The organism is Robertmurraya sp., from assembly GCF_036676585.1.
Lineage (GTDB): Bacteria > Bacillota > Bacilli > Bacillales > Cytobacillaceae > Robertmurraya_A.
The window spans coordinates 1-25895 of sequence record NZ_JAKFCQ010000150.1; the positions used below are offsets into that span (position 1 = coordinate 1).

Sequence of the window (25895 nt, forward strand, 5' to 3'; positions counted from 1 at the left end):
ATGAAATCCCTTGTACAAACAGGGATGACGATGGCAATCGTCACCCATGAAATGGGATTTGCACGTGAGGTAGCGGATCGGGTGTTATTTTTGGATGATGGTAGATTAGTAGAAGATTCACCACCAGCAGAGTTTTTCTCCTCGCCAAAGAGCAACCGGGCAAAGGAATTTTTAGAAAAAATGCTATAAAAATAATCGTCCTGTACTTCTTTAGTAGAGGATGAATTTTAACCATAAAAAAATACGTTTTAATACGTATCTTATAAACAAAAGGAGAGGACATAATGAATATTCAAGAAATCGTTAAGCAAATTCAGTCAGCAAAAAAAGAGGGGATTAAGGAAGTGTATTTAGTTGCTTGTGGCGGCTCACTCGTCGATATGTATGCATCTAAATACTTGCTAGAAAGTGAAGCAAGAGAGTTACGCGTGGGATTTTATACGAGCAATGAGTTTGTTCATGCGACACCGAAAGCCTTATGTGAAAGTTCCGTAACGATTGTTTGCTCACATGGTGGAAATACTCCTGAATCTGTTGAGGCAGCTAGACTAGCAAGAGCACATGGTTCCACAACCATCACCTTAACACATAATGAGCAGGCAAACCTTATTCAACATGCGGACCACAATATTTTATACCTGTGGGGAGCCGAATCAAATGTGAAAAACAACCCGATGGCCATCATCTTGCACATTACTTTTGAGATTTTGCATGCCACTGAAGGTTTTGACTACCATGACAAGGTTCTTGAAGGGTTAGAACGAATCAATGGCATTATTGAAAAAGCGAAAGTGCTTGTGGCGGATCGAGCAAAAGCATTTGCTGAAAGATTTGAGCATGAGGACTTATTTTATGTGATGAGTAGCGGTGCTTCCTACGGTCATGCGTATGGATTTTCGATTTGTTCGTTAATGGAGATGCAATGGGTAAATGCTTCTGCCATTCATTCCGGGGAATACTTCCACGGACCATTCGAGGTAACCGATAAAGAAACACCATATATCCTTTTAGTCAATGAAGGAAGAACGAGAGCCCTTGATGAACGAGCGTTGAAATTTTTAAACACATACGCTGAGAAGGTAGAGGTCATTGATAGCAAAGAACTTGGAATCAGTACCATTGATGATACGGTTGTTGAGTACTTCAACCCGATTCTTTTCTACAGTATTTTAGATGTGTATCGTACCGAGCTTTCAAAAATTCGCCAACATCCATTAGAAACAAGAAGATATATGGGGAAAGTCGCTTATTAAAAAAATAGAAAAGAGGGGTTTATCAATGAAAAAGTTCTTTTCAGTCTTTATGTTGGTTGCGTTAGTGATGAGTGTATTAGTTGCATGTGGAACCTCAAATTCTTCAACGTCTGGAAGTGAGGAACAGGCAGAAACAGAGGGAAAAAAAGTGTTAGTGATGGGAACATCGGCTGATTTCCCGCCATTTGAATACATTGATACAGCAAAAAGTGAGGAGATCATTGGTTTTGATGTGGACATTATTCATGCTCTTGCTGACAAACTTGGGTATGAAGTCGAGATTAAAGACATGGATTTTAGCGGGTTAATTGCTGCGCTACAGGCTGGAAAAGTGGATTTCGTCATGTCTGGTATGGCACCAACCGAAGAGCGAAAGCAAAACGTTGACTTTACAGATAGCTACTACCGATCAGATTTGGTTTTATTATTTGAAGAAGATAGCAAGATCACAAGTGCAGACGATTTAAGTGGCAAGGTATTAGGAGCTCAAGTGAACTCTTTCCAGGAAGAAGTAGCTAAAGAGCTAAATGGCACGGTGGATTTTACCCTTGAAACACGTGACCGCACACCTGACTTAATACAAGAACTAAAATCAAAGCGATTTGACGCGGTGATCATGGAAGAAGCCGTTGCAATTGGCTACATGAGCACGAATGATAATCTTAAAACCATTTCGGTACCAAATGGGGAAACGCCTGGTACAGCCATTGCTTTTCCAAAAGGCAGCGAGCTAACAGAAGAATTTAACACCGCATTAAAGGAAATGATTGATAGCGGAGAAATTGATGAACTAGTCGTGAAATGGTTTGTTGAATAATAGGTGAAATGAGACTGGCTTCATAAGTGGGTACGATCCTGCTTCTGAGGTCGGTTTTTTTATTACCTATAATATTATTATGTAAACTAAATATGCTAAGGGACGAATCTTTATATCTATCATCCCTTTTGTGCTTCCTATTTTTTAAATTCATTCAATCTTTCAAACGTTTCAAGTAGGAAATCATAAAACAAAGCTTCGGTAGGGAGCAGTTTCCGTTGAGTTGGGTAGATTACGCCGACCGTTCGTGTAACACTTGCATCTGATAAGGGTATCATAACTGTGGATCGCGGGGTGTTATCCACCAATGTCATTTCTGGCATCAAGGCGACACCTAATCCAGCCGAAACTAAGCCTTTTAATGCATCTATATCCTTTCCTTCGAATGCAATTTTTGGCGTAAAGCCAGCATCATGACAGGCTTGAACCACTTGTTCGCGAAAGATAAACCCTTCAGGTAAGACACAGAAGGAGTCATCCTTTAAGTCCCGCAGGCGAATGGACTCTCGGTCCGATAATGGGTGGTGAAGAGGGATGAGGGCAACGATATTTTCTGTGAAAAGAATGTCTCCTTTGATTTTTTTCTCCTTTTCCTGATGGGGCATGGGAGCGATCATAGCTAAGTTATATTCCCCATTTACGACACCATCGATTAAATCAGAATAAAGAGCATTGCTCATATGAAACTTAGCTTCAGGGTATCTGTTCCGGAACGCGTAGATAATAGAAGGCAAGGTATGAGCAGCCATGCTAATCGGAAACGCAATTCGAACGGTTCCTTTTTCGGGATTAAGATATTCTTCTACTTCGCGCTTTGCATCCTCCATCATGTTCCACACTTGCTTCATCCGTTCGTAAAAGATTCTACCTAAAGGGGTTAACCGTACACTTCTACCTTCTCGGATAAATAATTCGACACCTAATTCGTCTTCTAAATTGAATATTTGTCTGCTAACGGAAGACTGAGCAACATGCAAAGCATCTGCTGCTTCTGTCACATGCTCTCTTTTTGCCACTTCTAGAAAATATTGAATTTGCCTTGTTTCCATTTTTACCCGCTCCTGATTGATGCGTTTTACGCATTGATTTCATCGAATTTTGATATTGGAACTATCAATTACAAAATTATAAAATGAAAACACATTTAAGAAAAGAAAATATTCTTAACTTTATAATAGATTAGGGGAGAAATTTTTATGAAAGTGTTAGAAAAAGTAGAAGAGAGTCAAACGGAAATCGTAAAAGATTATGTAAACCGTTTATTTACAAAGGTCCAAGAGAGCAATCCAAATGAAGGTGAGTTCCAGCAGGCGGTAAAAGAAGTGCTGGAATCTTTAGTCCCTGTTCTTGTGAAAAATCCTATTTATATTAAACAAGCGGTTTTAGAAAGAATGATTGAACCAGAACGATTGATTTCCTTCCGAGTGCCATGGGTAGATGACAATGGAAATGTAAAAGTCAATCGCGGATATCGTGTTCAGTTTAATAGTGCCATTGGACCTTATAAGGGAGGACTAAGATTTCACCCTTCTGTGAACGCAAGTATTATTAAATTCCTTGGCTTTGAGCAAATCTTTAAGAACTCCTTAACAGGGCAACCGATCGGCGGTGGGAAAGGTGGTTCTGATTTTGATCCAAAAGGAAAATCGGATTTTGAAATTATGCGTTTTTGTCAAAGCTTTATGACAGAGCTTAGCAAACATATCGGACCAGACACAGATGTTCCTGCTGGAGATATTGGAGTAGGGGCGAGAGAGATCGGTTATATGTTCGGTCAATATAAGAAATTAAGAGGCGCTTATGAGGCAGGCGTATTAACGGGAAAAGGAATTGGGTATGGAGGAAGCTTAGGCCGAAAAGAAGCAACTGGTTACGGTACGGTTTACTTTGTAGATGAAATGCTTAAAAGCAAGGGCTTCAGTTTTGATGGTAGTACGGTTGTGGTATCTGGATCAGGCAATGTTTCCATTTATGCAATGGAAAAAGCGATTCAATTCGGTGCAAAAGTGGTCGCATGTAGCGATTCATCAGGCTATGTTTATGATCCGAATGGAATTGACTTAGATACCGTTAAACGCTTAAAAGAAGTAGAAAATAAAAGAATCTCTGAATATATCAAGGAACATCCTGAAGCAATCTATCAAGAAGGTTGTTCAGGTATTTGGACGATTCCGTGTGATATTGCATTGCCATGTGCCACGCAAAATGAGTTGAATAAAGATGCCGCAGAATTGCTAGTTTCGAATGGAGTAAAGGCGGTAGGCGAAGGGGCAAACATGCCTTCTACGCTAGAAGCCATCGATATTTTTATAGAGAATCAGGTGTTGTTTGCTCCTGCCAAAGCAGCCAATGCAGGTGGAGTTGCTGTCTCCGCATTAGAAATGGCGCAAAATAGTGCAAGGTTAGCTTGGACACAGGAAGAAGTGGATCTCAAATTACAACAGATCATGAAAGATATATATAGTAAGAGTCAGAAGGCAGCAGAAGAATATGATGCACCAGGTAATCTGGTAGTCGGAGCGAATATCGCTGGGTTTGTAAAAGTAGCGGACGCGATGATCGCACAGGGAGTCATTTAAGTAATAAAGACAAAAGGTCACTATTTGGTGGCCTTTTGTTGTTTTAAGAGATGGAAAAAGAATATTCTTAGCATAAGCAAAATATATAAAGAGTAATAGAAAAATGTATCCATAAGGTGCTGATTCTTTGTATAGAAATAAAAATGTTAATTTAATTATTATTTTGCTACTTTGCTTATTTATCGTTCTTTTAGTTCATGTGATTCTTCATGTTAAAGTGTATATAGTATACAGCGCTAGCATTGGTTCTATTTTCATGATCGGACTTATCATTTTTCTTATGATATTACTTTATTTAAGAGGATAATAGAATGAAGAAAACTCGCTGACTATGAGCGAGTTTTTTGTGTCTTCCTATTCTTCATATTTCAATCCGTACCCAAACGCGCCTTCCACCATGCAGGTTGTTGCGGCAAAATCGGCTGCTTTACGAAGTGACTCTTGGATTAATTCTTCCTCTTCTGAACTCTCCGAATGACCAACATAGTTTAACAAAAACGCCGTAATAAACGAATCTCCGGCACCCAATGTGTCAACTGCTTCTACAAGCTTGGGAGCTTGAGCGTAGAATCCTGTCCCATTATATAAAAGTGCTCCTTTTGAGCCAAGGGTTCCAACGACAATTTGACTACCAAGTGAGTTTACTTTTTTAAGCAATTCCTTCACTTCGGTTTCGTCTAGATGGCTGCATGATAGAAAGCTATAATTCACAAACGGGGCAACTTGCTCGATGTATTCCTCTGTAAAATCATCAGAAAAATCAAAGGAGATCGGAACACCAGTCGATTTTATTTTTGGTAACTCACTTTCTATGTAACTATATTTACTGGAGTGAAGGAGCTGAAAGCTTTTAATATATTCTAGGTCCTCTGCTGATAAATGATACTTGCTTGTATTGCTGATGCCACCCTTATTACTGCGAAGGAACACGCGATCTCCATCCACTAGGTCAACCATGGCATAGCCATTTTCACCTTCTAATACTTTGCAATGAGACATGTCTACGCCGATTTTTTTCAACGTGTCTTGATTATGCGCGGCCGCCAAATCTGTCCCGAATATGCCCATAAAAGAAGAATCGCTTCCAAGCTGTTTGGCATAAACCGTAAAATTTAATGTGTTGCCACCAGGATACATGGTCTGTATATCAACATACTTATCTACGACATTATCTCCAAAACCAATGACTTTCATTGTAGTAACCCCCTGAGACCTAATATAAAGAAACGTTATAAAACGTATTATATTATATTTGAGCAGAAATTTCAGTAAATTTAAGATAGAAATTTATTAATATATAAAAAGAGGGGACTCACCTGGTTGGTAAGCCCCTTTGTTATGCGTGAAAAACAAATCGGCAATGATCATCTCCATCTGTTTTGCAGCATATTCGCTGTATTTGTTCTGTACCTACTACTTTTTTGAACATGTCTGTTTCACAACGGCAAGCGATTTTAAATTCTTTGGCTACCGCATAGATCGGACAGTTATACTCGATCATTTCATAGGAGTGCTCATCTACTTGGTTTACTTCGGTCATATAGCCTTTGTCATTTTGTAGCGATGCGAGCTCTTTTATTTTTTCAGACAAATTCTTTTTATCTTGAACTTTTAATTTATATTCATCCGTAATGCGTTTTTCTCTTTTATCAAATAAAAGCTGAATCGTTTCTTCCCCATGGAGTTCTTGGATATCTCGAAGAAACTCGACACTAATGCTTTCATAATTTTTCGGAAAAAGCTGTTCTCCTTTTTCAGTTAAGGAGTACATTTGGAGGGGACGACCCATGGGCTGCTTGACTTCTACCGATCGAATGAGATGATCTTTTTCAAGAATATTTAAGTGCTTTCTGACAGCCATATGGGTAATGTTTAACCGTTCGGTCAGCTCATTAACAGCCAGTGACACTTCCTTCTTCAGCAAATCCAATATCTGTTCTCTGGTGTTTTTACTCAACTGTAACACCTCAATTCTATCTCAATATAAGACTTATTATACTATATAGTATAAATACTGAAAAGAAACGGTCCTATGTGGAAAAAAATAAGAAAATTTTAGAAAAAAATGAAGCAAATGAATTGAATAATTTGAAAGATTGAGGTAAATTAAAAATATACTTTTTAAACCATAAAGTATAAAAAAGGGAAAATAAAGGGGATTGTTATTATGACAAATTACACATTACCAACATTAGCTTACGAATTTAACGCATTAGAGCCTCACATTGACCAGCAAACAATGGAAATTCATTACGGAAAACATCACCAAACATATGTAAATAACTTAAATGCTGCACTTGAAGGAAAAGCTGAACTTCAAGAAAAAGACCTAGTAAGCTTGTTGGAAAATTTAAATGAAGTGCCTGAAGCGATTCGCGGAGCTGTTAGAAATAACGGTGGAGGACACCTAAACCACACATTATTCTGGGAAGTTATTGCTCCAGCAGGGAATGCAGCACCAAGCAGTGAATTAGGTGCAGCTATTGAAAAAGCATTTGGTAGCTTTGACAGCTTCAAAGCAGAATTTACAAAAGCGGCACTAACTCGTTTTGGATCAGGTTGGGCTTGGCTGGTTGTAAATGAACAAGGTGCTCTTGAAGTAACAAGCACACCAAATCAAGACAACCCAATCATGGAAGGAAAAGTTGCTATCCTAGGCCTTGATGTATGGGAGCATGCGTATTACCTAAATTATCAAAACAGAAGACCAGATTATATTGAAAGCTTCTTCAACATCATTAACTGGGATGCTGTTTCTATCAAATTTAAGCAAGCAACAAAATAAAGAATGTAGAAAAAGGGACAATGAAATTATTGTCCCTTTTTAAGCATTTTTGAAGCATGTAGCATACTAATTTCACAATTAAATATATCTCCATTTTACCTAGGTACTCATTCTCTTTTTTTTAGCAAGAGAGAAGGTTTAATTTATTCACTTCGATTGCGCAAAGCTTCTCTATCTACATTTTGTGGCGGTTGTTCTAACCATCTGTTATCAATCATGAGTTTCACACCATCTCTTCCATAATCTAGGATTTCAGCTAGTAATCGAGTGTAATGTCCACTAATATCTTTTCTCAGACTTGCTCCTATGCCTGCTCCGTAACCTGCTACACTTATCACAGTTAAGCTATCCGTATGAAACATCATTAATTTATCAGAAAATACAGGTTCTATAGATTGAGAAATAGTTGAATCCCAGCTGCTTGGTAGTGGAACTTCATCTTCTAGCAATATTTTTCTGAATACGGTTTCATGCTTTGCTGCGATTTCTGCACCTCTCTCCATGTATTTTCGAACTTCAGGTGATTGAGCCGATTGCGAAAATCCAGCTACAAAGGTTCGACCGATGGAGTTTGTTTCAGTATTTTTTGAAATATGGGCAAGCTCAATCGTGGTTAAAGGGCGGTGTTTCCCAATTAAACCTGAAATAAATGATTCGCTCTCTATGTACTCGGCCTTTTGCATCGGTGGTATAGTAGGTGAACGTATAAATGACCCTTTTTTTAAGAGTAAATCACAAGACTCATTATATAAATTCATAAATCTTTCGGATATTTTTGAAAAAAGAGCTCTCACATCATTTCTAGCCAATACTTCCAGTAAGGCGGCTGCAGCTGCTGTTCCAGCTGCAGCTGTATACTTAATATATCTTAGAGCAAATAGGTCTGAGTATAATCGATCAGCTTGCAGGTTAACGTCTTCTTGAGTGAATCCAATTGGGAGGGCATGATCTTCTTTTTCAAAGATTTGTTTCACTTCATTGATAACATATTGGCAATTAGATAAAGCTGTTTGAAGAACTACGGTATTATCGTCATCCTCATTCACTGTAGCAAAGTGTTGAATAATACAATAAGACATAGAGTTCTGCATATAAGCACTCCATAATGCGGCAATTTCTGAAGAAACAAGTTTTGGGTTATGATCCATTTCATTTAAGAACTCCTTTTTATGCTTACTATTTCCAAAGGAGATAAAGATATGTAGAAGTCTCTAGTAGAGGATGAGGTGGGGAATTGCAATGGTATTTCACATAGACAAAAGAGTACGTTAGATACGTACTCTTTTGTCTATAAATGGGAGTAAAATATGAATTGGTTCTTGCCTTGATGTTTAGCAACATACATGGCTTGATCAGCATGCTTTATTAGAGTATCTACACTGTTACTATCATCGGGAAAATTGACAATCCCAATACTTGCAGTTAAAAGAATGCCCTCTTCATTACCCTCCCAATTGGAAAGTACGTGTAAGATTTCTTGGGCTTTTGTAGAAATTTGTTCGTATTCGTGAAGATCATTAAACACCATAATAAATTCATCTCCACCTAGACGAGCAACGAAACCAATGTTAGGAACGACCTCTATTAGTCTTCTACCAACCTTTTTTAAAATACGGTCTCCATAATCATGTCCATATGTATCATTTACCACTTTAAATCCATCAAGATCAATAAACATAATGGTTAGTTTTCGGGAACCAATAAGTTCTTTATTCGATAAATATTGATAAAGGTATCTCCGATTGTATAGACCTGTCAACGTGTCAATGACTGCTTGCTTTTCAAGTGTTAACACATAACTGAAGAAACGAGAAAGTTTTAGTAAATGCTCTGCCTCTTTATTTGTAAAGTGGGAGGGTTTGGTATCTAATGCGCACAGGGTTCCAAAGACCTCACCATTCTGATAGGTGACAGGTACGCCGAGATAAGAACCAATATTATGATCAGAGAAAACGTGGAACACTTCTTCTTTGCTTGTATCATTTATGATTAACGGTACCCTACCGTTATAGTCCAAATATTGTCAGAAGGTATCACGTAAGTGTAATGAATCCTCAGATAGGTTAACTCCAGGTTGGTTATCAAGTTTTTGCACAATCTCTAGATAATTATCTTTTATTTTAGATAAAAAAATAGTTTTACCTGGAACTAATGAGCTAACAAGCTCAAGTAAGTTTTCCACTGCTTCTTCAAAAGTTTGAAAAGGTGCGGTAGACAAAATAATCACCTCTATTCATCATTGTTCCACTATTAACATATGGGATGATAGGATAAAAATCAATAGTAATATTGCTATAATTTCCAAACAAGGATAGTTGAATGTTATATACCAATCTTTTCCTTCAGTTCCTTCAGGACAAACTCAGCTACCTAAATATTTTTTGTTTTGGTGGAAAAGAATATGAGAAGTGAGGTGTGATATGAGAAACTTTTCTATATTTGTCATAATAGGAATTCTTATTTATCTTTTTATTCTTCCGGTAGAATCTAAAGCAAATGTACAAAAGTATGACGATGACGATCTTCCCATTAGCTTCGAAATTGAGATCCTGCCATGGGAAGTCGCAAAAGACATTCTGCCAAAAGGGAAGAAGTTTACCGTGATTGATGTTGAAACTGGGAAACAATTCAAGGTCCAAAGACGAGCGGGTAGCAGACATGCAGATGTTCAACCTCTTACCACAAAAGATACAAAGATCATGAAGGAAATATATGATGGGAAGTGGAGTTGGAACAGAAGAGCGATCATCGTGAAGGTGGGAGATCAATGTATTGCAGCTTCAATGCATGGTATGCCTCACGGAGCAGGAGCACTTCAAAACGGATTTCCGGGCCATTTTTGCATTCACTTTTTAGGAAGTACCACCCATCGCTCAGGAAAGATGGATAAACTTCATCATTTAATGATCTTAAAAGCGGGCGGAAAAGAAGAAGAGTACTTACATACCATTGATCCGTATGAAATGATTGAGTTTTTTGTTACAGGCATAAATTATCAAGACCCTCATTTACTAAAAGTAACTAGTGCAGAAAACAACACTTCCACAAAATTGAAGAAAATGGCAAAGTCTTTTACTTACTTCCGAATAACATCTATGTCCTTTTTACCAGTGGAAGATCTGGAAGGTCAGCTGGTGCTAGAAGTTCCGGTAGAAGCAAAATATCACACAGATAAAAGTGGGAAAGTAACAAAGAACATGACCTTTATTTTAAGAAAAAATAGTGTGATGGATCGGTGGATGATTGACACGGAGCATTTTTTCAATCAAATACAGGGGAAAAATTGAAAACCTACATGATTAGGTTTTCTTTTTTTGCTATACTAAAAAACAAAACATTTAAAAATAGTAGTATAGTTTTGAACAATAAGGAGACAACTCGAAATGAAATTACAGTCATCAGCTAAGATGGATAAACTAACAACATCCATTTTTATAGACTTAGCCAATCGAAAAAATGAACTTATGAATAGTGGGAAAGATGTGATTGATTTAAGTGTCGGTAGTCCCGATTTACCTCCATCGTCATTGGTTATGGATACGATTAGTACATACAGTAAAGATCCAGCAAATTATGGATATACGTTAAAAGGAACGGCTGAGTTTAGTGAAGCGGTTAGCTATTTTTATAAAAACCGTTATGGAGTGGAGCTTAACCCGAGGGATGAAGTTCTTCAACTTATGGGTTCGCAGGATGGACTATCACACTTAGCAACGGCCATGGTGAACCCAGGTGAATATGTGCTTGTGCCTGACCCAGGTTATCCGATTTACGAGGCGAGTGTCACGATTGCGGGTGGAGTCGTGTATCCGATGCCATTATTAGAAGAAAATGATTTTCTTCCTATTTTAGAGGACATCCCAGAAGAGGTGTTAGCGAAAACAAAAATGATGATCTTGAGTTATCCCGGAAATCCAGTAACTGCCATTGCGGACAGAAGCTTTTTTGAAAAGTTAGTAGCTTTTGCTAAGAAGCATGACATTCTTGTGGTACACGATTTCGCTTATTCGGAACTTATTTTTGATGATCATCCTCAATTGAGCTTTATGTCTATTGAAGGGGCAAAGGAAGTCGGAATTGAGTTCAATTCTTTATCAAAAACCTTTAATATGGCTGGCTGCCGAATTGGATATGTGGTCGGAAATGTTCAAGCATTACAAATTCTAGCCTCTCTAAAGTCACATATGGATTACGGAGTGTTTTTACCGATCCAAAAAGCAGCAGTAGCAGCATTAACTTCTGATTTTTTGATGCTTGCTGAACAGAAACACATATACGAAGACCGAAGAAATACATTAATTGACGGACTCAATCAGGGTGGATGGGAAGTGAAAACTACCCCGGCAACGATGTTCATTTGGACGAAAATTCCTCAAGGCTGGACCTCTCGTCAGTTTGCTTTTAAATTGCTTGAACACGCTGGTGTGGCGGTTGTACCAGGGGACGCATTCGGAGCACAAGGAGAAGGGTACGTGCGAATCGCATTAGTACAGCCTTCTGAAAGATTAGCAGAAGCCGCAGAGCGAATTCAGAAGTTTTTACATACCTATCGACCAGAAATCAATTAATATAAATCCCTTTCATTGTAGGAACTTTACTACTTTGATAGGGATTTTTTTTGTGTCTGAAAAGGGAAATGTGCGATTTTTATCATTAGGAGAAAAAATATTTTTAACTTGTGTGTGGGTAATTGTAAGAGTAGTAGTACACAAAAAAGAGGAATTGTCCTGGCGGCTCGGCTACCATAGCGATTGCGTTAGGCCCGTGGCTTTGCGTCTCTTATTTTCATAAGGTTTGCCTTTGCAGGATGGTGGTTATTTAATCTGTTCGGTTGCTAAATCGATAACTGACTGTAAAAGTTGAATGTGGTCCCATATTTGCCCTCTTATAGCATCCTCTGTACATTTCGATTGTTCATATTGTAAAAGCTCTAATTCTCTCTTGAAATAAATCACATCAAGGGCATCTTGAAGACTTTGCTTTGATATAAGATCATGCTGTGAATACATCAACCTTCGTATCGCCTCATTTTTTAAAAATTTGAGAAAGTCATTTTCTAAGTTTAACTTTATGGCTCGAATTATGATATTTGACAATTGTTCATCATCTAGTCTTTGTAGCGAATTCATAGGGAAATCCTTTCTTACAATCTACTTAAATTAGTATATATAGGATAAGTTCAATAGTCCAAAGGTAACTGCACACATCTCAAGATATTTTTCGACAAAATTCGTGGTGGCTGATTATTTGTGCGCTGACGTATATCATTACCCGTTATTGAAGAAATGTAGACATAAAAAAGCAAAAAATTTGTAGGGAAATTATGGTTGGAGTAAAATGGGTATTGTTATTGGAATATTTTCACAAAGGGAGTAATGTATATGGCGGAAATACAAGCAAAACAGGGTCGTCAAGCTGAGTATGACATTGATCCAAGCTATTTAAATCGTTGGTCGCCTCGTTCGTTTTTAGAAAAAGAAGTACCAGAGGACGTTCTTATGAGTGTATTAGAAGCAGCACATTGGGCTCCATCTGCAAATAACTCTCAGCCTTGGAGATTTGTGATTGCACGCTCACAAGAGGATCGTGAAAAATTTCATTCTTTTATCAAGGAAGGAAATCGTAAATGGTGCGAAAAGGCTCCAGTTTTTGTGGCAATTTTGTCTGATAAAAAATTGGGTTACCATGCGTTTGATACCGGTTCGGCTTGGGGATATTTAGCACTACAGGCAAGCCAAAAAGGATTAATCACTCACCCGATGGCAGGTTTTTATCAGGATCAAGCTCGAGAAGCACTAAATGTCCCTGATGACTTCGACATTCAAGTGATTGTCGCAATTGGATATCAGGGAGAGAAAGAAACGCTACCAGCAGAGTTACAAGACCGTGAGCAACCATCGGGCAGACGACCTCTGATGGAGTTAGTTTTTGAAGGTGAATACAAGTAGATTGAGAAGTTGAGCAAATCACTGAGTGGTTTGCCTTTTTTTGATGGTATTTGTTAATGGTGGTTTGGATTTTGGTGGGTGGTTTACTTGTACTAGTTAGTGCTTGTGGATTCCAGGAATTAGTGGAATCCAGGAACTAAACATCGGGCCTAGCCCCACTATCCCAACCCATTTCAAAGCAAAGCCTCAGCCAACAACGTATACGTCTCCATTTTATCTTGAAAGTCATATACATTATTAATAATCATAAACTCATCTGTACGATACTGTTCGCTTAATCTGAGAATGTCCTCTTTCACCTTCTGTGGTGTACCAATGATCATGCGTTTGCGGTTTTCTTGGATTTTTGCTATGTCCGCACTTGTTAGTGGAATTCTTTTTGCCTCTTTTACAGACATTATCCGAGTATCCAGTCCTTTTTCGATAGCTAAAAGCCACATGTCCTGGCTCAAAGCCAATTCTTCTGCTTTTGCCTGTGAGGATGCACATACCACGAATACGCACACATTTGCTTGTGGCTTTGGTAGCAGGGTGGAGGGTTGGAAGTTTTCGTAATAATAGTCCAAAGCCCGCTGTCCATTTGCCGGAGTAATAAAATGTCCATACGTAAAGGCTGTCCCATGTTCTGCAGCCAACCTTGCACCTCGATGTGTGATACCAAGCATCCAGATGTGGGGGGAACTCGAAGAAACAGGGTAGGCTTTTACCAACTCATAAGGATGGTCGGCATTTAAGTCATTACTTAGAAAGGCTTGCAAATCTCTCACTTGCCGTGGGAATTCATTCAGACTTTTTCTTAGTCCATCTGTTAATGCTATTCTGGTGGTTGCCGCACCTCCTGGAGAGCGGCCAATTCCTAGATCGATTCGGTTGGGAAATAAGGCTTCTAATACTTTAAAGTTTTCTGCAATTTTATATGGACTGTATTGTGGGAGTAAAACACCGCCAGATCCCACTCGGATTTTTTTCGTGCTTGATGCAATATGAGAAATTAGTACTTCCGGAGAAGAGCCTGCGATTCCGTTTGAATTATGATGTTCAGCAACCCAAAAGCGAGTGTATCCTAATTCCTCGGATAATTGCGCGAGTTTCACGGTATTTTGTAGTGCAGTCGAGGCGGTTGCTCCTTTACTGATAACTGATTGATCAAGAACACTGAGTTTCAAGACATACCCTCCAACTAAAAAATTAATAGACATTTCCACTTTAATTTATGTGTTTCCATGATGCAAGAAAAGTAACCCATCTATTACTTTTTACGTCAGTAGTAGAAATGAATATTTTGGGAGGAGATTTCTGTTGAAGTATGCAAAAACGATGGTCATCATTTTGATAGTGGTTGCTTGTGTGTTCTTAGCAAATAGATTCATAACGTTTGGACCTCCTTCACCGAGTGTAATAGTGGAGGATATGGAGGTCCCAACGATTCAAGGGTCCTATTGTTGGAGCGGGTTCATAAACTCCAAGTGTGTAGATATGATTGCTCCTCCAGAGTTACTGGCAAGCAAAGAACTCAAACCTATTCAAGTACCACCTCAATCGAATATAAAAATTCAATTTAAAAAACAACCAAAACCAGGCTCATTAGGTGCAAACCTTTGGATTCATGGTACTCCTCAAACAGTGAATGTAAAGGATAGTCAATTCACTGCACCAAAAGAGCCAGGTGTCTATGTTTATGACATTTATGCAGCATGGGAAAAGGGGTCCTCCAGTTATGCTTTTATGATTGAAGTAAAATGAAATTGTATCAGAAGTGTTCTATAATGAGATAAAAATCAATGTAACAAAAAAGGAAGTTTCTCTAATGAAAAAATATGAAAACCAAATACCAACCTCTATGAATATGAATCTAAAGTCCATGATCAGCATGATGAAGGATTCTGTAACTAGTAGAAGCATTCGAAGGCCAAGCATTCCCATCCAGGTAGAAAATTTTGTAGAGGGAACTACTCCTCATTCAAGGGTTACCTGGTTTGGGCACTCGGCTTTTCTTCTTGAGCTAGAAGGGAAAAGACTTTTCTTTGATCCTATGCTTGGTAACCGTCCTTCACCGGTTTCATGGGCTGGTACAAAACGTTTTAGCACAAATTTACCGATTGAACCTGAAGAACTTTCTAGTATTGATGCGATTGTGATCTCACATGACCACTATGATCACCTGGATTATTCGTCTATTCGTAGATTAAAGGATAAAACACAAAGATTTATTGTACCGTTAGGGGTACGACGATGTTTAATCAATTGGGGTGTTCCTTCAGAAAAAATTACTGAGCATGCCTGGGGTGACGAAATCCAGCTTGAGCATCTTACTCTAGCTTGTATGCCCGCAAGACATTTTTCCGGAAGAGGTTTATTTAATCGAAATTCTACCTTGTGGTGTTCATGGGTGATAGCAGGACGTGAAACAAAGGTATACTACAGTGGCGACAGCGGTTATGGTCCACACTTCAAGGAAATCGGTGAAACCTATGGCCCTTTTGACGTGACTTTAATGGAATGCGGTCAATATGATGAGCGTTGGTCCCATATACATATGCTACCGGAAGAGACGGTACAAGCCCATCTTGATGTTCGTGGTGATTTGTTAATTCCTGTTCATTGGGGAGCCTTTACCCTTGCTTTCCATTCGTGGATTGATCCGGTAGAACGGGTTACAAAAGCAGCATCTCAGCATCAGGTCTCCATTGCTACACCGAAAATCGGGGAAATCGTTTGCATAGGCATGGATGAATGTCCGAGAACTCCTTGGTGGAGAGAGAAGTAGACGTAAGTTTGCTTCTTTTTTTAGTGCAATCCTTTATTGTAACCGATCTATTTGACCCTCGTGCACGAGGAGAACTTCATCCAAACATAATATCTCGAGATTTCCATTTCCATAATCAAATACTACATTACACTTTAGACCTTTATAAAGGACTATTTCATAAATCAATTTCCACACACCTTTCTAAGTATTATTTTTCAACACAAAATCTATTTTAACAACATCAGTCTTTAAATAAAACCATTTATTACCAACATTTTCAGTCAAGTTACAACAAATTTCAACGATTCTTTGTCGACGCTCGTTCGTCTACCTTCTTTTATCCTTTTTTATAAACAAGACTTTAGTTGTATTCAAATATATTGATGATGAGAGTAATATATGAGGATGTATGCTGTGAATTACAAAGAGAGAAGGTAAGTAAGATGGATTTTTTTTCGGTCCAACTCGACTATGATATGTTAAAAGATTTAGGGATCTCTATAGGAATCTTGCTTTTGTTTATTCTATTTAGAAACCTTTTTACAAAGTATGTATTTCAATTGATTTTAAAATTGTCTAGAAAAACACCTACTGATTTTTTTACACAAATATGTTTAAGCTTTGAACGTCCGATCGGCTGGTTATTTATTATTATCGGGTTATATGTAGCGATGGATTATTTCCCGTTTATCGAACAGCACAATGCGCTATTTTTAAAATTCTTACGATCGATGGTGATTGTGACCATTACGTGGGGGTTATTTAATCTTTCTTCCCCAACCACAGGAATTATCATGAGTGTGAATCAAAAGATTAATAATAAGATAGATTTAATATTGATTCCTTTTATCTCAAGAACGATTCGTGTGATCCTTGTTGCCATCAGCATCAGTATTATTGGTCAGGAGTTTGATTATGACGTAAATGGCTTGGTGGCAGGACTTGGACTAGGTGGTCTCGCTTTTGCGCTAGCTGCCAAAGAAGCGGTAGGCAACCTGATTGGTGGAATCGTCATTGTAACCGAAAAACCTTTTTCGATTGGAGATTGGATTTTAACTCCTAGTGTCGAGGGAACGGTAGAAGATATCAATTTTAGAAGCACGAAGGTACGAACGTTTAGTCAGGCTTTAGTGACCGTTCCGAATTCAACTTTAGCGAACGAACCAATTACCAACTGGAGTCGAATGGGGAAAAGACGAATTACTTTCCACTTAGGACTAAACTATAAATCCACTAAAGATCAAATTCAAAGAGTCGTTCAGCGGGTGGAACATATGCTGCGAAACCATGAGGATGTTCATCCAGATACGATTATGGTGGCATTTGATCAATATAATGATAGTAGCCTAGATATCCTCTTATACTTTTTCACCAACACGACCGTTTGGGGAGAGCATGTGAAAATTAAACATGAAATCAACATAGCTATTATGGCGATTTTAGAAGAAGAGGGAGTCGAAGTGGCATTCCCAAGTAGAACGATTTACGTATCACAGGAATCCAGTGACTTGCTTCAAACTATGGGTTCTTTTGATTGAAAATGAAGTGTTAAGAGACCAACCGTTTATTTTGGCGGTTGGCTCTTTTTTTATAGCGGCAGTCCTTAAAGAAGGATTCTACTAGCTTGATGTTGAAATATTTTATACTCGCATAAAGACAAGGAGATAACGCATGTGAAAAGGGAATTACGTTATATTGGGGAAAAAATTGTAAAAAATGAGGATATATTAGCTAAAAGAATATCGGAGTTAATCGATTCGGATTATTCATCAAGTTTAAGTAAAGCTGGAGCTCCAGGCCAAGAGTTGCATGCCTATAGAGCGGAACTCGTCAGATACTTCGGACAGGCATTATACGAGGAAAAGGAGATCATTCAAGAGCACGTGATACTCTGGGGGAAAAAGGCCGCTAGATTTGCGATGAAATATCAGGTGTCGCTAAGCAATGCCTTACGCGCTGTTAGCTTTTACCGAACCATTCTATGGGATGTATTTACCGACGAGTTAGCAGAAAAACAATTTGCGGCCATTACGATGCTTGATGTGTCTAAAATCATTGATCCTTTAATAGATAAAGTAATGCAAGTGATGAGCGAAGTGTATGAAAAAAGAACCACTGAGTTAATGAATATTGCTTATTCCGCCGTAGAGGAATTATCCGTTCCCGTTGTGGTGATTACAAAAGGGATTGCGGTGATTCCACTGATCGGGACGATAGACACAAATCGAGCGCAATTAATCATGGAGACCGTACTTAATGAAGGATCACGTCTTCAGTTAGATTCACTAATTATGGATGTATCTGGTGTACCCATCATTGATACCATGGTAGCTGACCAGCTTTATAAAATCATAACGGCTCTAAAACTAAGTGGGATAGAGCCTTTAATCACTGGGATTCGCCCAGAATTGGCGCAAACGATTGTGAATATTGGCTTGCATTTTAATGAAGTAATAACACAATCATCGCTAGAGAATGCGTTGAAGCAATTAGGGTTTAGAATAGAAAAAAGCCGGTAACATGAGGTGAAGAATTGATGATTAAAGGTTTAAACCATCTATTATTTTCTGTTTCTGATTTAGAAAAATCGATTCATTTTTACCAAAATGTATTTGATGCAAAGCTTTTAGTAAAAGGGAGAAGTACCGCTTATTTTGATTTACATGGGATTTGGCTTGCGCTTAATGTCGAAAAGGATATTCCTCGAAAAGAAATATCCCAATCTTACACGCATATAGCTTTTTCTGTAGATGAGGAAGATCTAGACATGTTATATGAAAAGCTGCAGCTTTTGAACGTAAACATTCTATCCGGGCGTACCAGAGATGAACGCGATAAGAAGTCGATTTACTTTACCGATCCGGATGGACATAAATTTGAATTTCATACAGGTACTCTACAGAATCGTTTAGAATACTACAAACAAGACATATCACATATGGAATTTTTCTAATAATTAAATGTATGCCCTGATTGGTTAATTCTCCAATCAGGTTTTTTTATTAAAAAAATATAGATTTATTGTGTTTATCAAAATAATATTGAGAATTTGGGAGCAAATAGTAGATGGGTGCGCTTTCTTGTCATTTCACAATTTATCCACATTCTTATATACTTGGTTCTGTTAAAAACGGCCCCGACTTTCATGAGAGTTGAAAGTCACTACAAATAAAAAAGAAGAGGTGTTTCATGAATTTAAACACAATTAAATATGAATGGTTTGGGAACATCAAAGGAGATGTGTTGGCAGGGCTAGTCGTAGCCATGGCCTTGATCCCAGAGGCAATTGCCTTTTCGATTATTGCAGGAGTAGATCCTATGATTGGATTGTATGCGTCCTTCTGTATCGCAGTTGTGATTGCTTTTGTTGGGGGAAGACCAGGGATGATTTCTGCTGCAACCGGTGCGACTGCCTTACTGATGACCACATTAGTGGCTGAACACGGTCTGCAATACCTATTAGCTGCGACGATTTTGACTGGGATCATTCAAATTGTCATGGGTGTACTAAAACTAGGGAGACTGATGAAATTTGTTCCTCGTCCAGTTATGGTTGGTTTTGTAAATGCGTTAGCCATCCTTATTTTTACGAGCCAATTAACTCACTTTGTTGGAGAATCATGGGCGATGTATGCGATGGTAGGGGGAGCATTAGCGATTATTTATATACTCCCTCGATTCACAAAGGCTGTTCCATCTCCATTAGTGGCTATCGTTGTCATTTCTGCCATCGCTATCTTTACAGGTAGTGGAGTTCGTACGATCGGAGATATGGGTGAATTAACACAAGCCTTACCTATGTTTTTACTGCCTGATATTCCATTAACATTTGAGACGTTACAAATCATTTTCCCTTATTCACTTTCGATTGCGATTGTTGGTTTAGTGGAATCTTTGCTAACAGCAACGATCGTTGATGATATGACGGATACGAAAAGTGATAAAAACAAAGAGGCACGTGGTCAAGGAATTGCCAATATCGTATCTGGACTGTTCGGTGGTATGGCTGGATGTGCAATGATCGGTCAATCGGTAATCAATGTGAAATCTGGTGGACGCGGCCGACTCTCTGCTTTTGTGGCTGGTGTGTTCTTAATGATTTTGATCTTAGTATTAAATGACTTCCTTGTTCAAATTCCGATGGCAGCTCTTGTGGGTGTGATGATTATGGTGTCCATTGGGACTTTTGATTGGGGTTCAGTGAAATCTCTTCATAAAACTCCGATTACCGATACGATTGTAATGATTGCTACTGTTCTTACGGTACTGATGACACATGACTTATCAAAAGGTGTTTTAGTAGGAATTATTTTAAGTGCGATTTTCTTCGCGTCTAAAATTTCTAAAGTAAAAGTTACGACACTTGCCTCAGAACTTTCAAATAAAAAGTACTACCGAGTATCTGGGCAGCTGTTCTTTGCTTCTGTAACAGACTTTGTAGAATGCTTTAATTACAATGATGATGTTAAAGAAGTGAATATTGACTTAACTGAAGCACATTTATGGGATGATTCAGCAGTTGGTGCGATTGATAAAATCGTGATTAAATACCATCAAAACGGGATTAAAGTCAATCTCGTAGGATTGAATAAAGAAAGCAATAAATTAATAGATAAATTAGCTGTTCACAACAAACCAGGTGGCCTAGAGAAAGTTGTAGGACATTAATGAAAAACCGCGAAGCATCGTGCTTTGCGTTTTTTTTTTCTGTTTTTTAGAGATCCTTAATGTTCTCTTTAGAAATTCTTTAGAACTAGTATCTATACTAGGTTTGTAAGTAAGATTCTAAGGAGGAAGAACAATGGAAGAAACAAGATCAATCATGTTCACCATACATTCCTGGCATGTATTAGGGCCGGTTTTTGTATTGGGACTATTATGGCTGGTGAGGTGGGTTGCCCGTCAAGAAAGGAAGGTAAGTATACCACAGTTAGCGGTACTATCGTCTTTTGGTATATACTTACTATGTGTCATTCATTTAGTTTTTTTCCCAATTGATGTGAATATTGGGCTTTATGCGAATCAGACGCCGTGGTATAAGACGATCAACTTTATTCCCATTTTGACGATCGATGTGACCACGTTTTTATTAAACATCATCATGCTTATACCCTTTGGAATGTATATTCCATTTTTGAACAAGAATGTGGTTTCTATGAAAAAGGTTGCCAAACTCGGATTGATGATGAGCCTATCATTAGAAATTCTTCAGCTATTCATCCGAGTGACATTAGGAAGTGGAAGAAGTACCGACATAAATGATATGTTAGCAAATACAACGGGTGCAGTAATTGGCTTTCTCCTTGTTAAGGTATCTCTTAAATCAAGCCCGTTAAAGAACATGCTACGGTCATTTCAGCTCTAGTGTCTTAAGGAGGCAAAATAATGACTCGAATATTAATAGTAGAAGATGATCAACAGATTGCAGAGTTGATTGAATTATATATGAAAAATGATGGATATGAGATATTTAAAGCGGGAGATGGGATGGCGGGACTGCAACTGTTGGAGTGTACTCCCCCTGACCTTGTCATTTTAGATATTATGATGCCAAAGATGGATGGGCTCGAATTTTGTAAAGAAGTTCGCAAAAACCATCAAGTACCTATCTTGATGGTGAGTGCCAAGGTAGAAGATATGGACAAAATCATCGGCCTTATGACAGGAGCTGATGATTATATGAGTAAGCCATTTAATCCGTTAGAGCTTAGTGCAAGAGTAAAAGCTTTGCTGAGACGGGCCAATTATCAACCACCTGACAAAAATGAAGATGAACTTCACGTGGGTTCTTTATCCATCAATAAAAGAAGCCATATGGTTACGGCCGGGGATCAAGTGATGAAGCTGACAGCAAGAGAGTTTGAGATTCTTTATTTGCTTGCGAAAAACCAAGGACGCGTGTTTGCATCAGAAGAGATTTTTGAGAGGGTTTGGAATGAACCAGGGGAGGGGTCGAATAAAACTGTGATGGTCCATATCAGCAATCTTCGCGATAAAATCAATGCGGCTTGCCCAGGAGAAAGGATCATTCAAACCGTCTGGGGAGTGGGATATAAAATTGAGAAATAATATGATTGAACTCGTAAGGTTTCTTCCAAAATGGAAGATTACTATGTACCTTTTTCTATCAATCTGCCTAGCGATCGTGACAGGAATCATTCTGTTACCAGGACTATGGTATTTAGAAGATAATTCACGTTTTTTTGATAGCCTTTTGTTTATATTATCCTATTTTCGTGAACTCATATTTTTCATTTTTTATGGTGTCACGGTGTTGTTTTTCTTGTTCCTCATTTATCAATATGAGCGGAAGCGATATTTGGCTTTTTATCTGAAGAAAATCACAAGTGATGTTCAACTAGGTGATAGAAATATTGGGTTAATCTCAGGTCCGGCTGAATTTCATGCACTGGCTGAAGGTATCCAAAGTATCATTGAAAAGTCGGAAGCAGCCATCAAAGAAGTCAAAAGGATTGAACAGTTAAAAAATGAGCTTGTCACCAATGTAGCACACGATCTTCGTTCACCATTAACCTCGATTATTGGCTATTTAGACCTGATAAATAATGACCGATATCGTGACGAAGTGGAGCTTCGACACTTTGTGCAAGTGATTCATGATAAAGCTGCAAGCTTGCATGTGTTAATTAATGATATTTTTGAGTATACGTATGTCCAAAATCAGCAAATCAAACTTCAGAAGCACCCGATTCATATCGAAGAAATGCTTAATCAATTGGCCGTACAATCTAGAACGCAGGTAGAAGAAGCTAATATGGAATGGAGATTTATTTCTCATGCCACGAACCCAACAGTGTTGGGAGACGGGGAGAAACTTGTACGAGTATTCGAAAATCTGATTCAAAATGCCATTCGTTACGGTCGTGAAGGCAAATACATCGATTTGATGCTAAGTGATACCGATGAATCAGTAGTGATTGAAATCAGCAACTACGGCCAATCGATCCCAAGTGCCGATCTTCCGCATATTTTTGAACGGTTTTACCGCGTGGAAAAATCGCGCTCGAACTTTACCGGAGGTTCAGGATTAGGACTGGCGATCGCAAAGAGTATTGTTGACCTTCATCATGGTCAGATTGAGGTGACGAGCTCGGCTTGTAGAACGGCATTTATAGTGACACTTAGGAAGTAAGCAAATAATAAAAAAGACTACTAAGAAAAATGATCTCTTAGTAGTCTTTTTTAGTCTCTAGATTATAATTTTCTAGCCTCCAAAAAACGAGAATAGGTTACTAGCACGCTTAATAATTCCTTTCGCTCTTGGAGAATCTAACAGTATTCAAACTAAAAAAGATGGAGGAATCATTTTGGGTGTTGAAGCGGAACAGATTCAGTATTGTGAGAACTGCAAAAAGGATACTCTTCACAAAACCTATGAAGATGCGATGGAAATTACTTATCGTTGTACACAGTGTGAAGAAGAGTCGGAGGTATTTAAATCCTTTTTCTAATAGAGGTAGCAGGGTGAATTGAGCTTTTGAGATTTGCTTTAAAATCATGTAAGGTCTTAGAAAGGTGATACAGTTGGGTTATGTACAAATGCTAGTTGAGTTGGTTGGTGGTTACGTTTTTCTATTTATTATGGTGAAAATTCTTGGGAAAACCCAAATTAGTCAAATCACTCCCTTTGATTTTATATCCGCACTCGTGTTAGGTGAATTTGTAGGAAGTGCGGTTTTTGATCCGAAAATCAACCTTTTGAAGATTCTTTTTGGAATAACGGTGTGGGGTCTCCTGATCTATTTAACGGAATTAACGACCCAGAAATCCATAAGACTTCGGCTATTTTTAGAAGGAAAACCATCCTTTATCATACATGAAGGAAAATTAGACTGGAAAGAACTTAAAAAGAATCACCTTGATATTAATCAACTTCAACAATTGCTTCGCTCTAAGGATGTATTTTCCTTACGAGACGTTGAGTATGCCATATTAGAGCCGAATGGATCGATAAGTATCTTAAAAAAACAAGAGGCAGATAAACCTACATATAAAGATTTTAACTTGAAAATAAACAAACGAATGGTTCCACTGACCATCATCAGTGATGGGGAAGTTATTATGGAACATCTACAAGAGTCCGGTATGGATTATAAAGCCTTGATCAAACAACTTAATGAAAGAAATATATCTTCAGTGAAAGATGTAGCATATGCGGAATGGGAATCGGATAAAGACTTGTACCTTCAGGTATATTAATTATTTTCAGGTGATAAACCCCTGCCACTTAACATGACAGGGGTTACCTTTTATTCGTTATCTGTTTCTTCAGTGCTCTCTTCAGTGCCTTCTTCCGTTTGGTTTTCTTCAGTTTCTGTTTCTTCTGTTGTGTCTTCGCTGCAGCCTGTGGCAAATCCAATTACCATAAAAGTTGCTAACAAAGCTAATAACCCTTTTTGTAGTTTCTTTAATTTTTCCATTTTCATTGCCTCCTCATTGGCGCTTAAGTAACTTACAAACCTATCATACATTAGAAAATGAAAGAGAATGTCCAAGTTACCAATTATTCACACAATCAAGGAACAATATTTAACTTTTTAATACTGAGTATACAAAATTTTCAATTCATTAATACTTGATTCTAATGCTCATTTTGATTAATGGTCATACTACTTCTATAGTCATCGCTTAAAACTAAATAAGGAGAGGTACAATGCCAAGAAAGCCTGCACAAACGGAAGAAGGGTCAGAAAAAGAAAAAATTGTCCATTTGCCGAGTAATCAACCGAACAATGATGAAGTCGAAAGCCTTTCACATATGTTAGCAGCGGTATTGGAGTATATATCAGATGAAGAGGTAGAAGAAATAGATTTTGAATACATATTAGATCACACAGAAGGTCTCAGAAAATGGTGGGATCGTTATCAAGAGAACAACCGAAAAAAAATTGAGGATGAAATAAGAAATTCTCTAAGTGAATTATCCTTTGAAGAACTTCAAAAAATCCGTGAACAGATCAAAGAAAAATAGGACAGTATAGCCATCTGCATTCCTTTTTAGGGATGCTTTTTTTGTATATTAGATTTCTTGTTTTTCCAATTTTAACAATTTTTTCATTGAAAAAGATAGAATCATATCTATTTCATGATAAAATAGGAATATATGTTCGCGTTAGGGGAGAGCTATGCTAAAAACTGAACAAAATATATGTAAACTAATTAATGAAGATGAGAAAATGATGGATGCGTTAAGGACTGTCCGATCACTGAATTTACCAGACTGGTGGATATGTGCCGGGTTCGTCCGTTCGAAAATATGGGATACTTTACACGATTTTCGTGAAAGAACCACTATACCAGATGTGGATGTTATCTACTTTGACCCTGATAACACAGAGGAAATAACAGAAAAGACGTATGAAGATGTTTTAAAGAGAAGGCTACCTGGCATACCTTGGTCTGTAAAAAATGAAGCAAGAATGCATCTCGCAAACCATCTTCCGCCTTATTCATCCTCCGTGGATGCCATATCAAAATTTCCAGAAACAGCAACGGCACTTGGAGTGAAATTAGACGAGAAGGACAATGTGATTCTAACAGCTCCCTGTGGAATAGAAGATGTGATCAATCTAGAAGTGAGACCCACCACATTCTTCACTGAATCAAAAGAACGGGCTGCCATCTATGAGGAGAGAATAAGAAAGAAGAAATGGGAATCTATTTGGTATAAGGTAAAAGTGTATCATATTCATGTAAACGGAGTTGAAAATGAGTCAGAATGATATGGTATTGGTTGTAAGTGT

At 38.1% G+C, this 25895-nt stretch carries 29 protein-coding genes, 1 pseudogene and 1 riboswitch; of the genes and pseudogenes, 21 read left to right on the forward strand and 9 right to left on the reverse strand.

What is annotated here, in order from left to right; all coding sequences use genetic code 11:
• The 3 genes and pseudogenes from ACGLXV_RS18850 to ACGLXV_RS18860 all read left to right on the forward strand — a co-directional run.
• Positions 1-189: pseudogene (locus ACGLXV_RS18850) on the forward strand (peptide ABC transporter ATP-binding protein); the annotation flags it as partial.
• A 95-nt stretch (positions 190-284) separates the two neighbouring features.
• Positions 285-1253 carry an SIS domain-containing protein gene (locus tag ACGLXV_RS18855; RefSeq protein WP_391559868.1) on the forward strand — a complete coding sequence of 323 codons (969 nt, stop codon included), beginning with the start codon at positions 285-287 and terminating at the stop codon, positions 1251-1253.
• Positions 1254-1278: 25 nt separating this feature from the next.
• Positions 1279-2070, forward strand: coding sequence for a transporter substrate-binding domain-containing protein (locus ACGLXV_RS18860; RefSeq protein ID WP_391559869.1), 792 nt, complete (start codon positions 1279-1281; stop codon positions 2068-2070).
• Positions 2071-2207: 137 nt separating this feature from the next.
• On the opposite strand, the gene gltC is transcribed toward ACGLXV_RS18860, so the two are convergent.
• Positions 2208-3119, reverse strand: coding sequence for a glutamate biosynthesis transcriptional regulator GltC (gene gltC, locus ACGLXV_RS18865; protein ID WP_391559870.1), 912 nt, complete (start codon positions 3117-3119; stop codon positions 2208-2210).
• 147 nt (positions 3120-3266) lie between these two features.
• Between gltC and gdhA the strand changes: the two genes are divergently transcribed.
• Positions 3267-4649 carry an NADP-specific glutamate dehydrogenase gene (gdhA, locus tag ACGLXV_RS18870; protein WP_391559871.1) on the forward strand — a complete coding sequence of 461 codons (1383 nt, stop codon included), beginning with the start codon at positions 3267-3269 and terminating at the stop codon, positions 4647-4649.
• Positions 4650-5003: 354 nt separating this feature from the next.
• Here gdhA and ACGLXV_RS18875 read toward each other — a convergent pair whose 3' ends face one another.
• Both ACGLXV_RS18875 and ACGLXV_RS18880 read right to left on the reverse strand, forming a co-directional pair.
• On the reverse strand, positions 5004-5843 hold the full coding sequence (locus tag ACGLXV_RS18875; protein ID WP_391559872.1) for a fructoselysine 6-kinase: 840 nt from the start codon (positions 5841-5843) through the stop codon (positions 5004-5006).
• A gap of 142 nt (positions 5844-5985) precedes the next feature.
• A complete protein-coding gene (locus ACGLXV_RS18880) occupies positions 5986-6615 on the reverse strand; it encodes a helix-turn-helix transcriptional regulator (RefSeq protein ID WP_391559873.1) in 630 nt (209 codons plus the stop codon).
• Positions 6616-6816: 201 nt separating this feature from the next.
• On the opposite strand from ACGLXV_RS18880, the gene ACGLXV_RS18885 reads away from it, so the two are divergent.
• Positions 6817-7434 (forward strand): superoxide dismutase, encoded by a 618-nt coding sequence (locus ACGLXV_RS18885; protein WP_391559874.1) that lies wholly within the window; start codon positions 6817-6819, stop codon positions 7432-7434.
• Positions 7435-7577: 143 nt separating this feature from the next.
• On the opposite strand, the gene ACGLXV_RS18890 is transcribed toward ACGLXV_RS18885, so the two are convergent.
• The 3 genes from ACGLXV_RS18890 to ACGLXV_RS18900 form a co-directional block, all read right to left on the reverse strand.
• Positions 7578-8582, reverse strand: a complete 1005-nt coding sequence (locus ACGLXV_RS18890) for a DUF3231 family protein (protein ID WP_391559875.1) — start codon at positions 8580-8582, stop codon at positions 7578-7580.
• 140 nt (positions 8583-8722) lie between these two features.
• Positions 8723-9451: a sensor domain-containing diguanylate cyclase gene (locus ACGLXV_RS18895; protein ID WP_391559876.1), complete on the reverse strand. Its 729-nt coding sequence runs from the start codon at positions 9449-9451 to the stop codon at positions 8723-8725.
• A 6-nt stretch (positions 9452-9457) separates the two neighbouring features.
• Complete coding sequence (locus tag ACGLXV_RS18900) at positions 9458-9652, reverse strand: hypothetical protein (protein WP_391559877.1); 195 nt, start codon at positions 9650-9652, stop codon at positions 9458-9460.
• Positions 9653-9854: 202 nt separating this feature from the next.
• Here ACGLXV_RS18900 and ACGLXV_RS18905 point away from each other — a divergent pair, with 202 nt between their 5' ends.
• A complete protein-coding gene (locus ACGLXV_RS18905) occupies positions 9855-10721 on the forward strand; it encodes a hypothetical protein (RefSeq protein WP_391559878.1) in 867 nt (288 codons plus the stop codon).
• 96 nt (positions 10722-10817) lie between these two features.
• Complete coding sequence (locus ACGLXV_RS18910; RefSeq protein WP_391559879.1) at positions 10818-12002, forward strand: LL-diaminopimelate aminotransferase; 1185 nt, start codon at positions 10818-10820, stop codon at positions 12000-12002.
• 158 nt (positions 12003-12160) lie between these two features.
• A riboswitch (cyclic di-GMP riboswitch) is annotated at positions 12161-12243 on the reverse strand.
• Positions 12244-12248: 5 nt separating this feature from the next.
• Here ACGLXV_RS18910 and sda read toward each other — a convergent pair.
• Entirely contained in the window at positions 12249-12563 is a 315-nt protein-coding gene (sda, locus tag ACGLXV_RS18915) for a sporulation histidine kinase inhibitor Sda (protein WP_391559880.1), read from the reverse strand.
• A gap of 252 nt (positions 12564-12815) precedes the next feature.
• On the opposite strand from sda, the gene ACGLXV_RS18920 reads away from it, so the two are divergent.
• A complete protein-coding gene (locus ACGLXV_RS18920) occupies positions 12816-13382 on the forward strand; it encodes a nitroreductase family protein (RefSeq protein ID WP_391559881.1) in 567 nt (188 codons plus the stop codon).
• Positions 13383-13555: 173 nt separating this feature from the next.
• Here ACGLXV_RS18920 and ACGLXV_RS18925 read toward each other — a convergent pair whose 3' ends face one another.
• A complete protein-coding gene (locus tag ACGLXV_RS18925) occupies positions 13556-14548 on the reverse strand; it encodes an LLM class flavin-dependent oxidoreductase (RefSeq protein ID WP_391559882.1) in 993 nt (330 codons plus the stop codon).
• Between the two features lie 133 nt (positions 14549-14681).
• On the opposite strand from ACGLXV_RS18925, the gene ACGLXV_RS18930 reads away from it, so the two are divergent.
• The 11 genes from ACGLXV_RS18930 (at position 14682) to ACGLXV_RS18980 (ending at position 24351) form a co-directional block, all read left to right on the forward strand.
• The gene (locus tag ACGLXV_RS18930; RefSeq protein ID WP_391559883.1) at positions 14682-15125 is read left to right on the forward strand and encodes a hypothetical protein; all 444 of its coding nucleotides are present in this window, start codon (positions 14682-14684) and stop codon (positions 15123-15125) included.
• Positions 15126-15189: 64 nt separating this feature from the next.
• Positions 15190-16149 carry an MBL fold metallo-hydrolase gene (locus ACGLXV_RS18935; protein ID WP_391559884.1) on the forward strand — a complete coding sequence of 320 codons (960 nt, stop codon included), beginning with the start codon at positions 15190-15192 and terminating at the stop codon, positions 16147-16149.
• Between the two features lie 425 nt (positions 16150-16574).
• A complete protein-coding gene (locus tag ACGLXV_RS18940) occupies positions 16575-17669 on the forward strand; it encodes a mechanosensitive ion channel family protein (protein WP_391559885.1) in 1095 nt (364 codons plus the stop codon).
• Positions 17670-17804: 135 nt separating this feature from the next.
• Positions 17805-18650, forward strand: a complete 846-nt coding sequence (locus tag ACGLXV_RS18945; protein WP_391559886.1) for an STAS domain-containing protein — start codon at positions 17805-17807, stop codon at positions 18648-18650.
• 17 nt (positions 18651-18667) lie between these two features.
• Positions 18668-19084: a FosM family fosfomycin resistance protein gene (fosM, locus tag ACGLXV_RS18950; protein WP_391559887.1), complete on the forward strand. Its 417-nt coding sequence runs from the start codon at positions 18668-18670 to the stop codon at positions 19082-19084.
• Between the two features lie 236 nt (positions 19085-19320).
• Complete coding sequence (locus tag ACGLXV_RS18955; protein WP_391559888.1) at positions 19321-20799, forward strand: SulP family inorganic anion transporter; 1479 nt, start codon at positions 19321-19323, stop codon at positions 20797-20799.
• 133 nt (positions 20800-20932) lie between these two features.
• On the forward strand, positions 20933-21496 hold the full coding sequence (locus tag ACGLXV_RS18960; RefSeq protein WP_391559889.1) for a VanZ family protein: 564 nt from the start codon (positions 20933-20935) through the stop codon (positions 21494-21496).
• A 17-nt stretch (positions 21497-21513) separates the two neighbouring features.
• A complete protein-coding gene (locus ACGLXV_RS18965) occupies positions 21514-22200 on the forward strand; it encodes a response regulator transcription factor (protein WP_391559895.1) in 687 nt (228 codons plus the stop codon).
• The gene (locus ACGLXV_RS18970; protein ID WP_391559890.1) at positions 22190-23284 is read left to right on the forward strand and encodes a sensor histidine kinase; all 1095 of its coding nucleotides are present in this window, start codon (positions 22190-22192) and stop codon (positions 23282-23284) included. The genes ACGLXV_RS18965 and ACGLXV_RS18970 overlap by 11 nt, the downstream gene beginning before the upstream one ends.
• Positions 23285-23459: 175 nt before the next feature.
• A complete protein-coding gene (locus ACGLXV_RS18975) occupies positions 23460-23603 on the forward strand; it encodes a hypothetical protein (RefSeq protein ID WP_391559891.1) in 144 nt (47 codons plus the stop codon).
• A 64-nt stretch (positions 23604-23667) separates the two neighbouring features.
• On the forward strand, positions 23668-24351 hold the full coding sequence (locus ACGLXV_RS18980) for a DUF421 domain-containing protein (protein WP_391559892.1): 684 nt from the start codon (positions 23668-23670) through the stop codon (positions 24349-24351).
• 50 nt (positions 24352-24401) lie between these two features.
• Here ACGLXV_RS18980 and ACGLXV_RS18985 read toward each other — a convergent pair whose 3' ends face one another.
• Positions 24402-24572, reverse strand: coding sequence for a hypothetical protein (locus ACGLXV_RS18985; RefSeq protein ID WP_162927738.1), 171 nt, complete (start codon positions 24570-24572; stop codon positions 24402-24404).
• A gap of 233 nt (positions 24573-24805) precedes the next feature.
• On the opposite strand from ACGLXV_RS18985, the gene ACGLXV_RS18990 reads away from it, so the two are divergent.
• Positions 24806-25123, forward strand: a complete 318-nt coding sequence (locus tag ACGLXV_RS18990) for a hypothetical protein (protein ID WP_391559893.1) — start codon at positions 24806-24808, stop codon at positions 25121-25123.
• A gap of 154 nt (positions 25124-25277) precedes the next feature.
• Positions 25278-25874 carry a nucleotidyltransferase family protein gene (locus tag ACGLXV_RS18995; protein ID WP_391559894.1) on the forward strand — a complete coding sequence of 199 codons (597 nt, stop codon included), beginning with the start codon at positions 25278-25280 and terminating at the stop codon, positions 25872-25874.
• Positions 25875-25895: the final 21 nt, after the last annotated feature.

What these genes read in the sequence shown, in the direction of transcription:
- ACGLXV_RS18855 (WP_391559868.1), top strand. Translation starts at nt 285, where the DNA reads ATGAATATTCAAGAAATCGTTAAGCAAATTCAGTCAGCAAAAAAAGAG.
- ACGLXV_RS18940 (WP_391559885.1), top strand. Translation starts at nt 16,575, where the DNA reads ATGGATTTTTTTTCGGTCCAACTCGACTATGATATGTTAAAAGATTTA.
- ACGLXV_RS18935 (WP_391559884.1), top strand. Translation starts at nt 15,190, where the DNA reads ATGAAAAAATATGAAAACCAAATACCAACCTCTATGAATATGAATCTA.
- ACGLXV_RS18905 (WP_391559878.1), top strand. Translation starts at nt 9,855, where the DNA reads ATGAGAAACTTTTCTATATTTGTCATAATAGGAATTCTTATTTATCTT.
- fosM (WP_391559887.1), top strand. Translation starts at nt 18,668, where the DNA reads ATGATTAAAGGTTTAAACCATCTATTATTTTCTGTTTCTGATTTAGAA.
- ACGLXV_RS18960 (WP_391559889.1), top strand. Translation starts at nt 20,933, where the DNA reads ATGGAAGAAACAAGATCAATCATGTTCACCATACATTCCTGGCATGTA.
- ACGLXV_RS18995 (WP_391559894.1), top strand. Translation starts at nt 25,278, where the DNA reads ATGCTAAAAACTGAACAAAATATATGTAAACTAATTAATGAAGATGAG.
- ACGLXV_RS18955 (WP_391559888.1), top strand. Translation starts at nt 19,321, where the DNA reads ATGAATTTAAACACAATTAAATATGAATGGTTTGGGAACATCAAAGGA.
- ACGLXV_RS18920 (WP_391559881.1), top strand. Translation starts at nt 12,816, where the DNA reads ATGGCGGAAATACAAGCAAAACAGGGTCGTCAAGCTGAGTATGACATT.
- gltC (WP_391559870.1), bottom strand. Translation starts at nt 3,119, where the DNA reads ATGGAAACAAGGCAAATTCAATATTTTCTAGAAGTGGCAAAAAGAGAG.
- ACGLXV_RS18910 (WP_391559879.1), top strand. Translation starts at nt 10,818, where the DNA reads ATGAAATTACAGTCATCAGCTAAGATGGATAAACTAACAACATCCATT.
- ACGLXV_RS18990 (WP_391559893.1), top strand. Translation starts at nt 24,806, where the DNA reads ATGCCAAGAAAGCCTGCACAAACGGAAGAAGGGTCAGAAAAAGAAAAA.
- gdhA (WP_391559871.1), top strand. Translation starts at nt 3,267, where the DNA reads ATGAAAGTGTTAGAAAAAGTAGAAGAGAGTCAAACGGAAATCGTAAAA.
- ACGLXV_RS18890 (WP_391559875.1), bottom strand. Translation starts at nt 8,582, where the DNA reads ATGGATCATAACCCAAAACTTGTTTCTTCAGAAATTGCCGCATTATGG.
- ACGLXV_RS18860 (WP_391559869.1), top strand. Translation starts at nt 1,279, where the DNA reads ATGAAAAAGTTCTTTTCAGTCTTTATGTTGGTTGCGTTAGTGATGAGT.
- ACGLXV_RS18885 (WP_391559874.1), top strand. Translation starts at nt 6,817, where the DNA reads ATGACAAATTACACATTACCAACATTAGCTTACGAATTTAACGCATTA.
- ACGLXV_RS18875 (WP_391559872.1), bottom strand. Translation starts at nt 5,843, where the DNA reads ATGAAAGTCATTGGTTTTGGAGATAATGTCGTAGATAAGTATGTTGAT.
- sda (WP_391559880.1), bottom strand. Translation starts at nt 12,563, where the DNA reads ATGAATTCGCTACAAAGACTAGATGATGAACAATTGTCAAATATCATA.
- ACGLXV_RS18985 (WP_162927738.1), bottom strand. Translation starts at nt 24,572, where the DNA reads ATGGAAAAATTAAAGAAACTACAAAAAGGGTTATTAGCTTTGTTAGCA.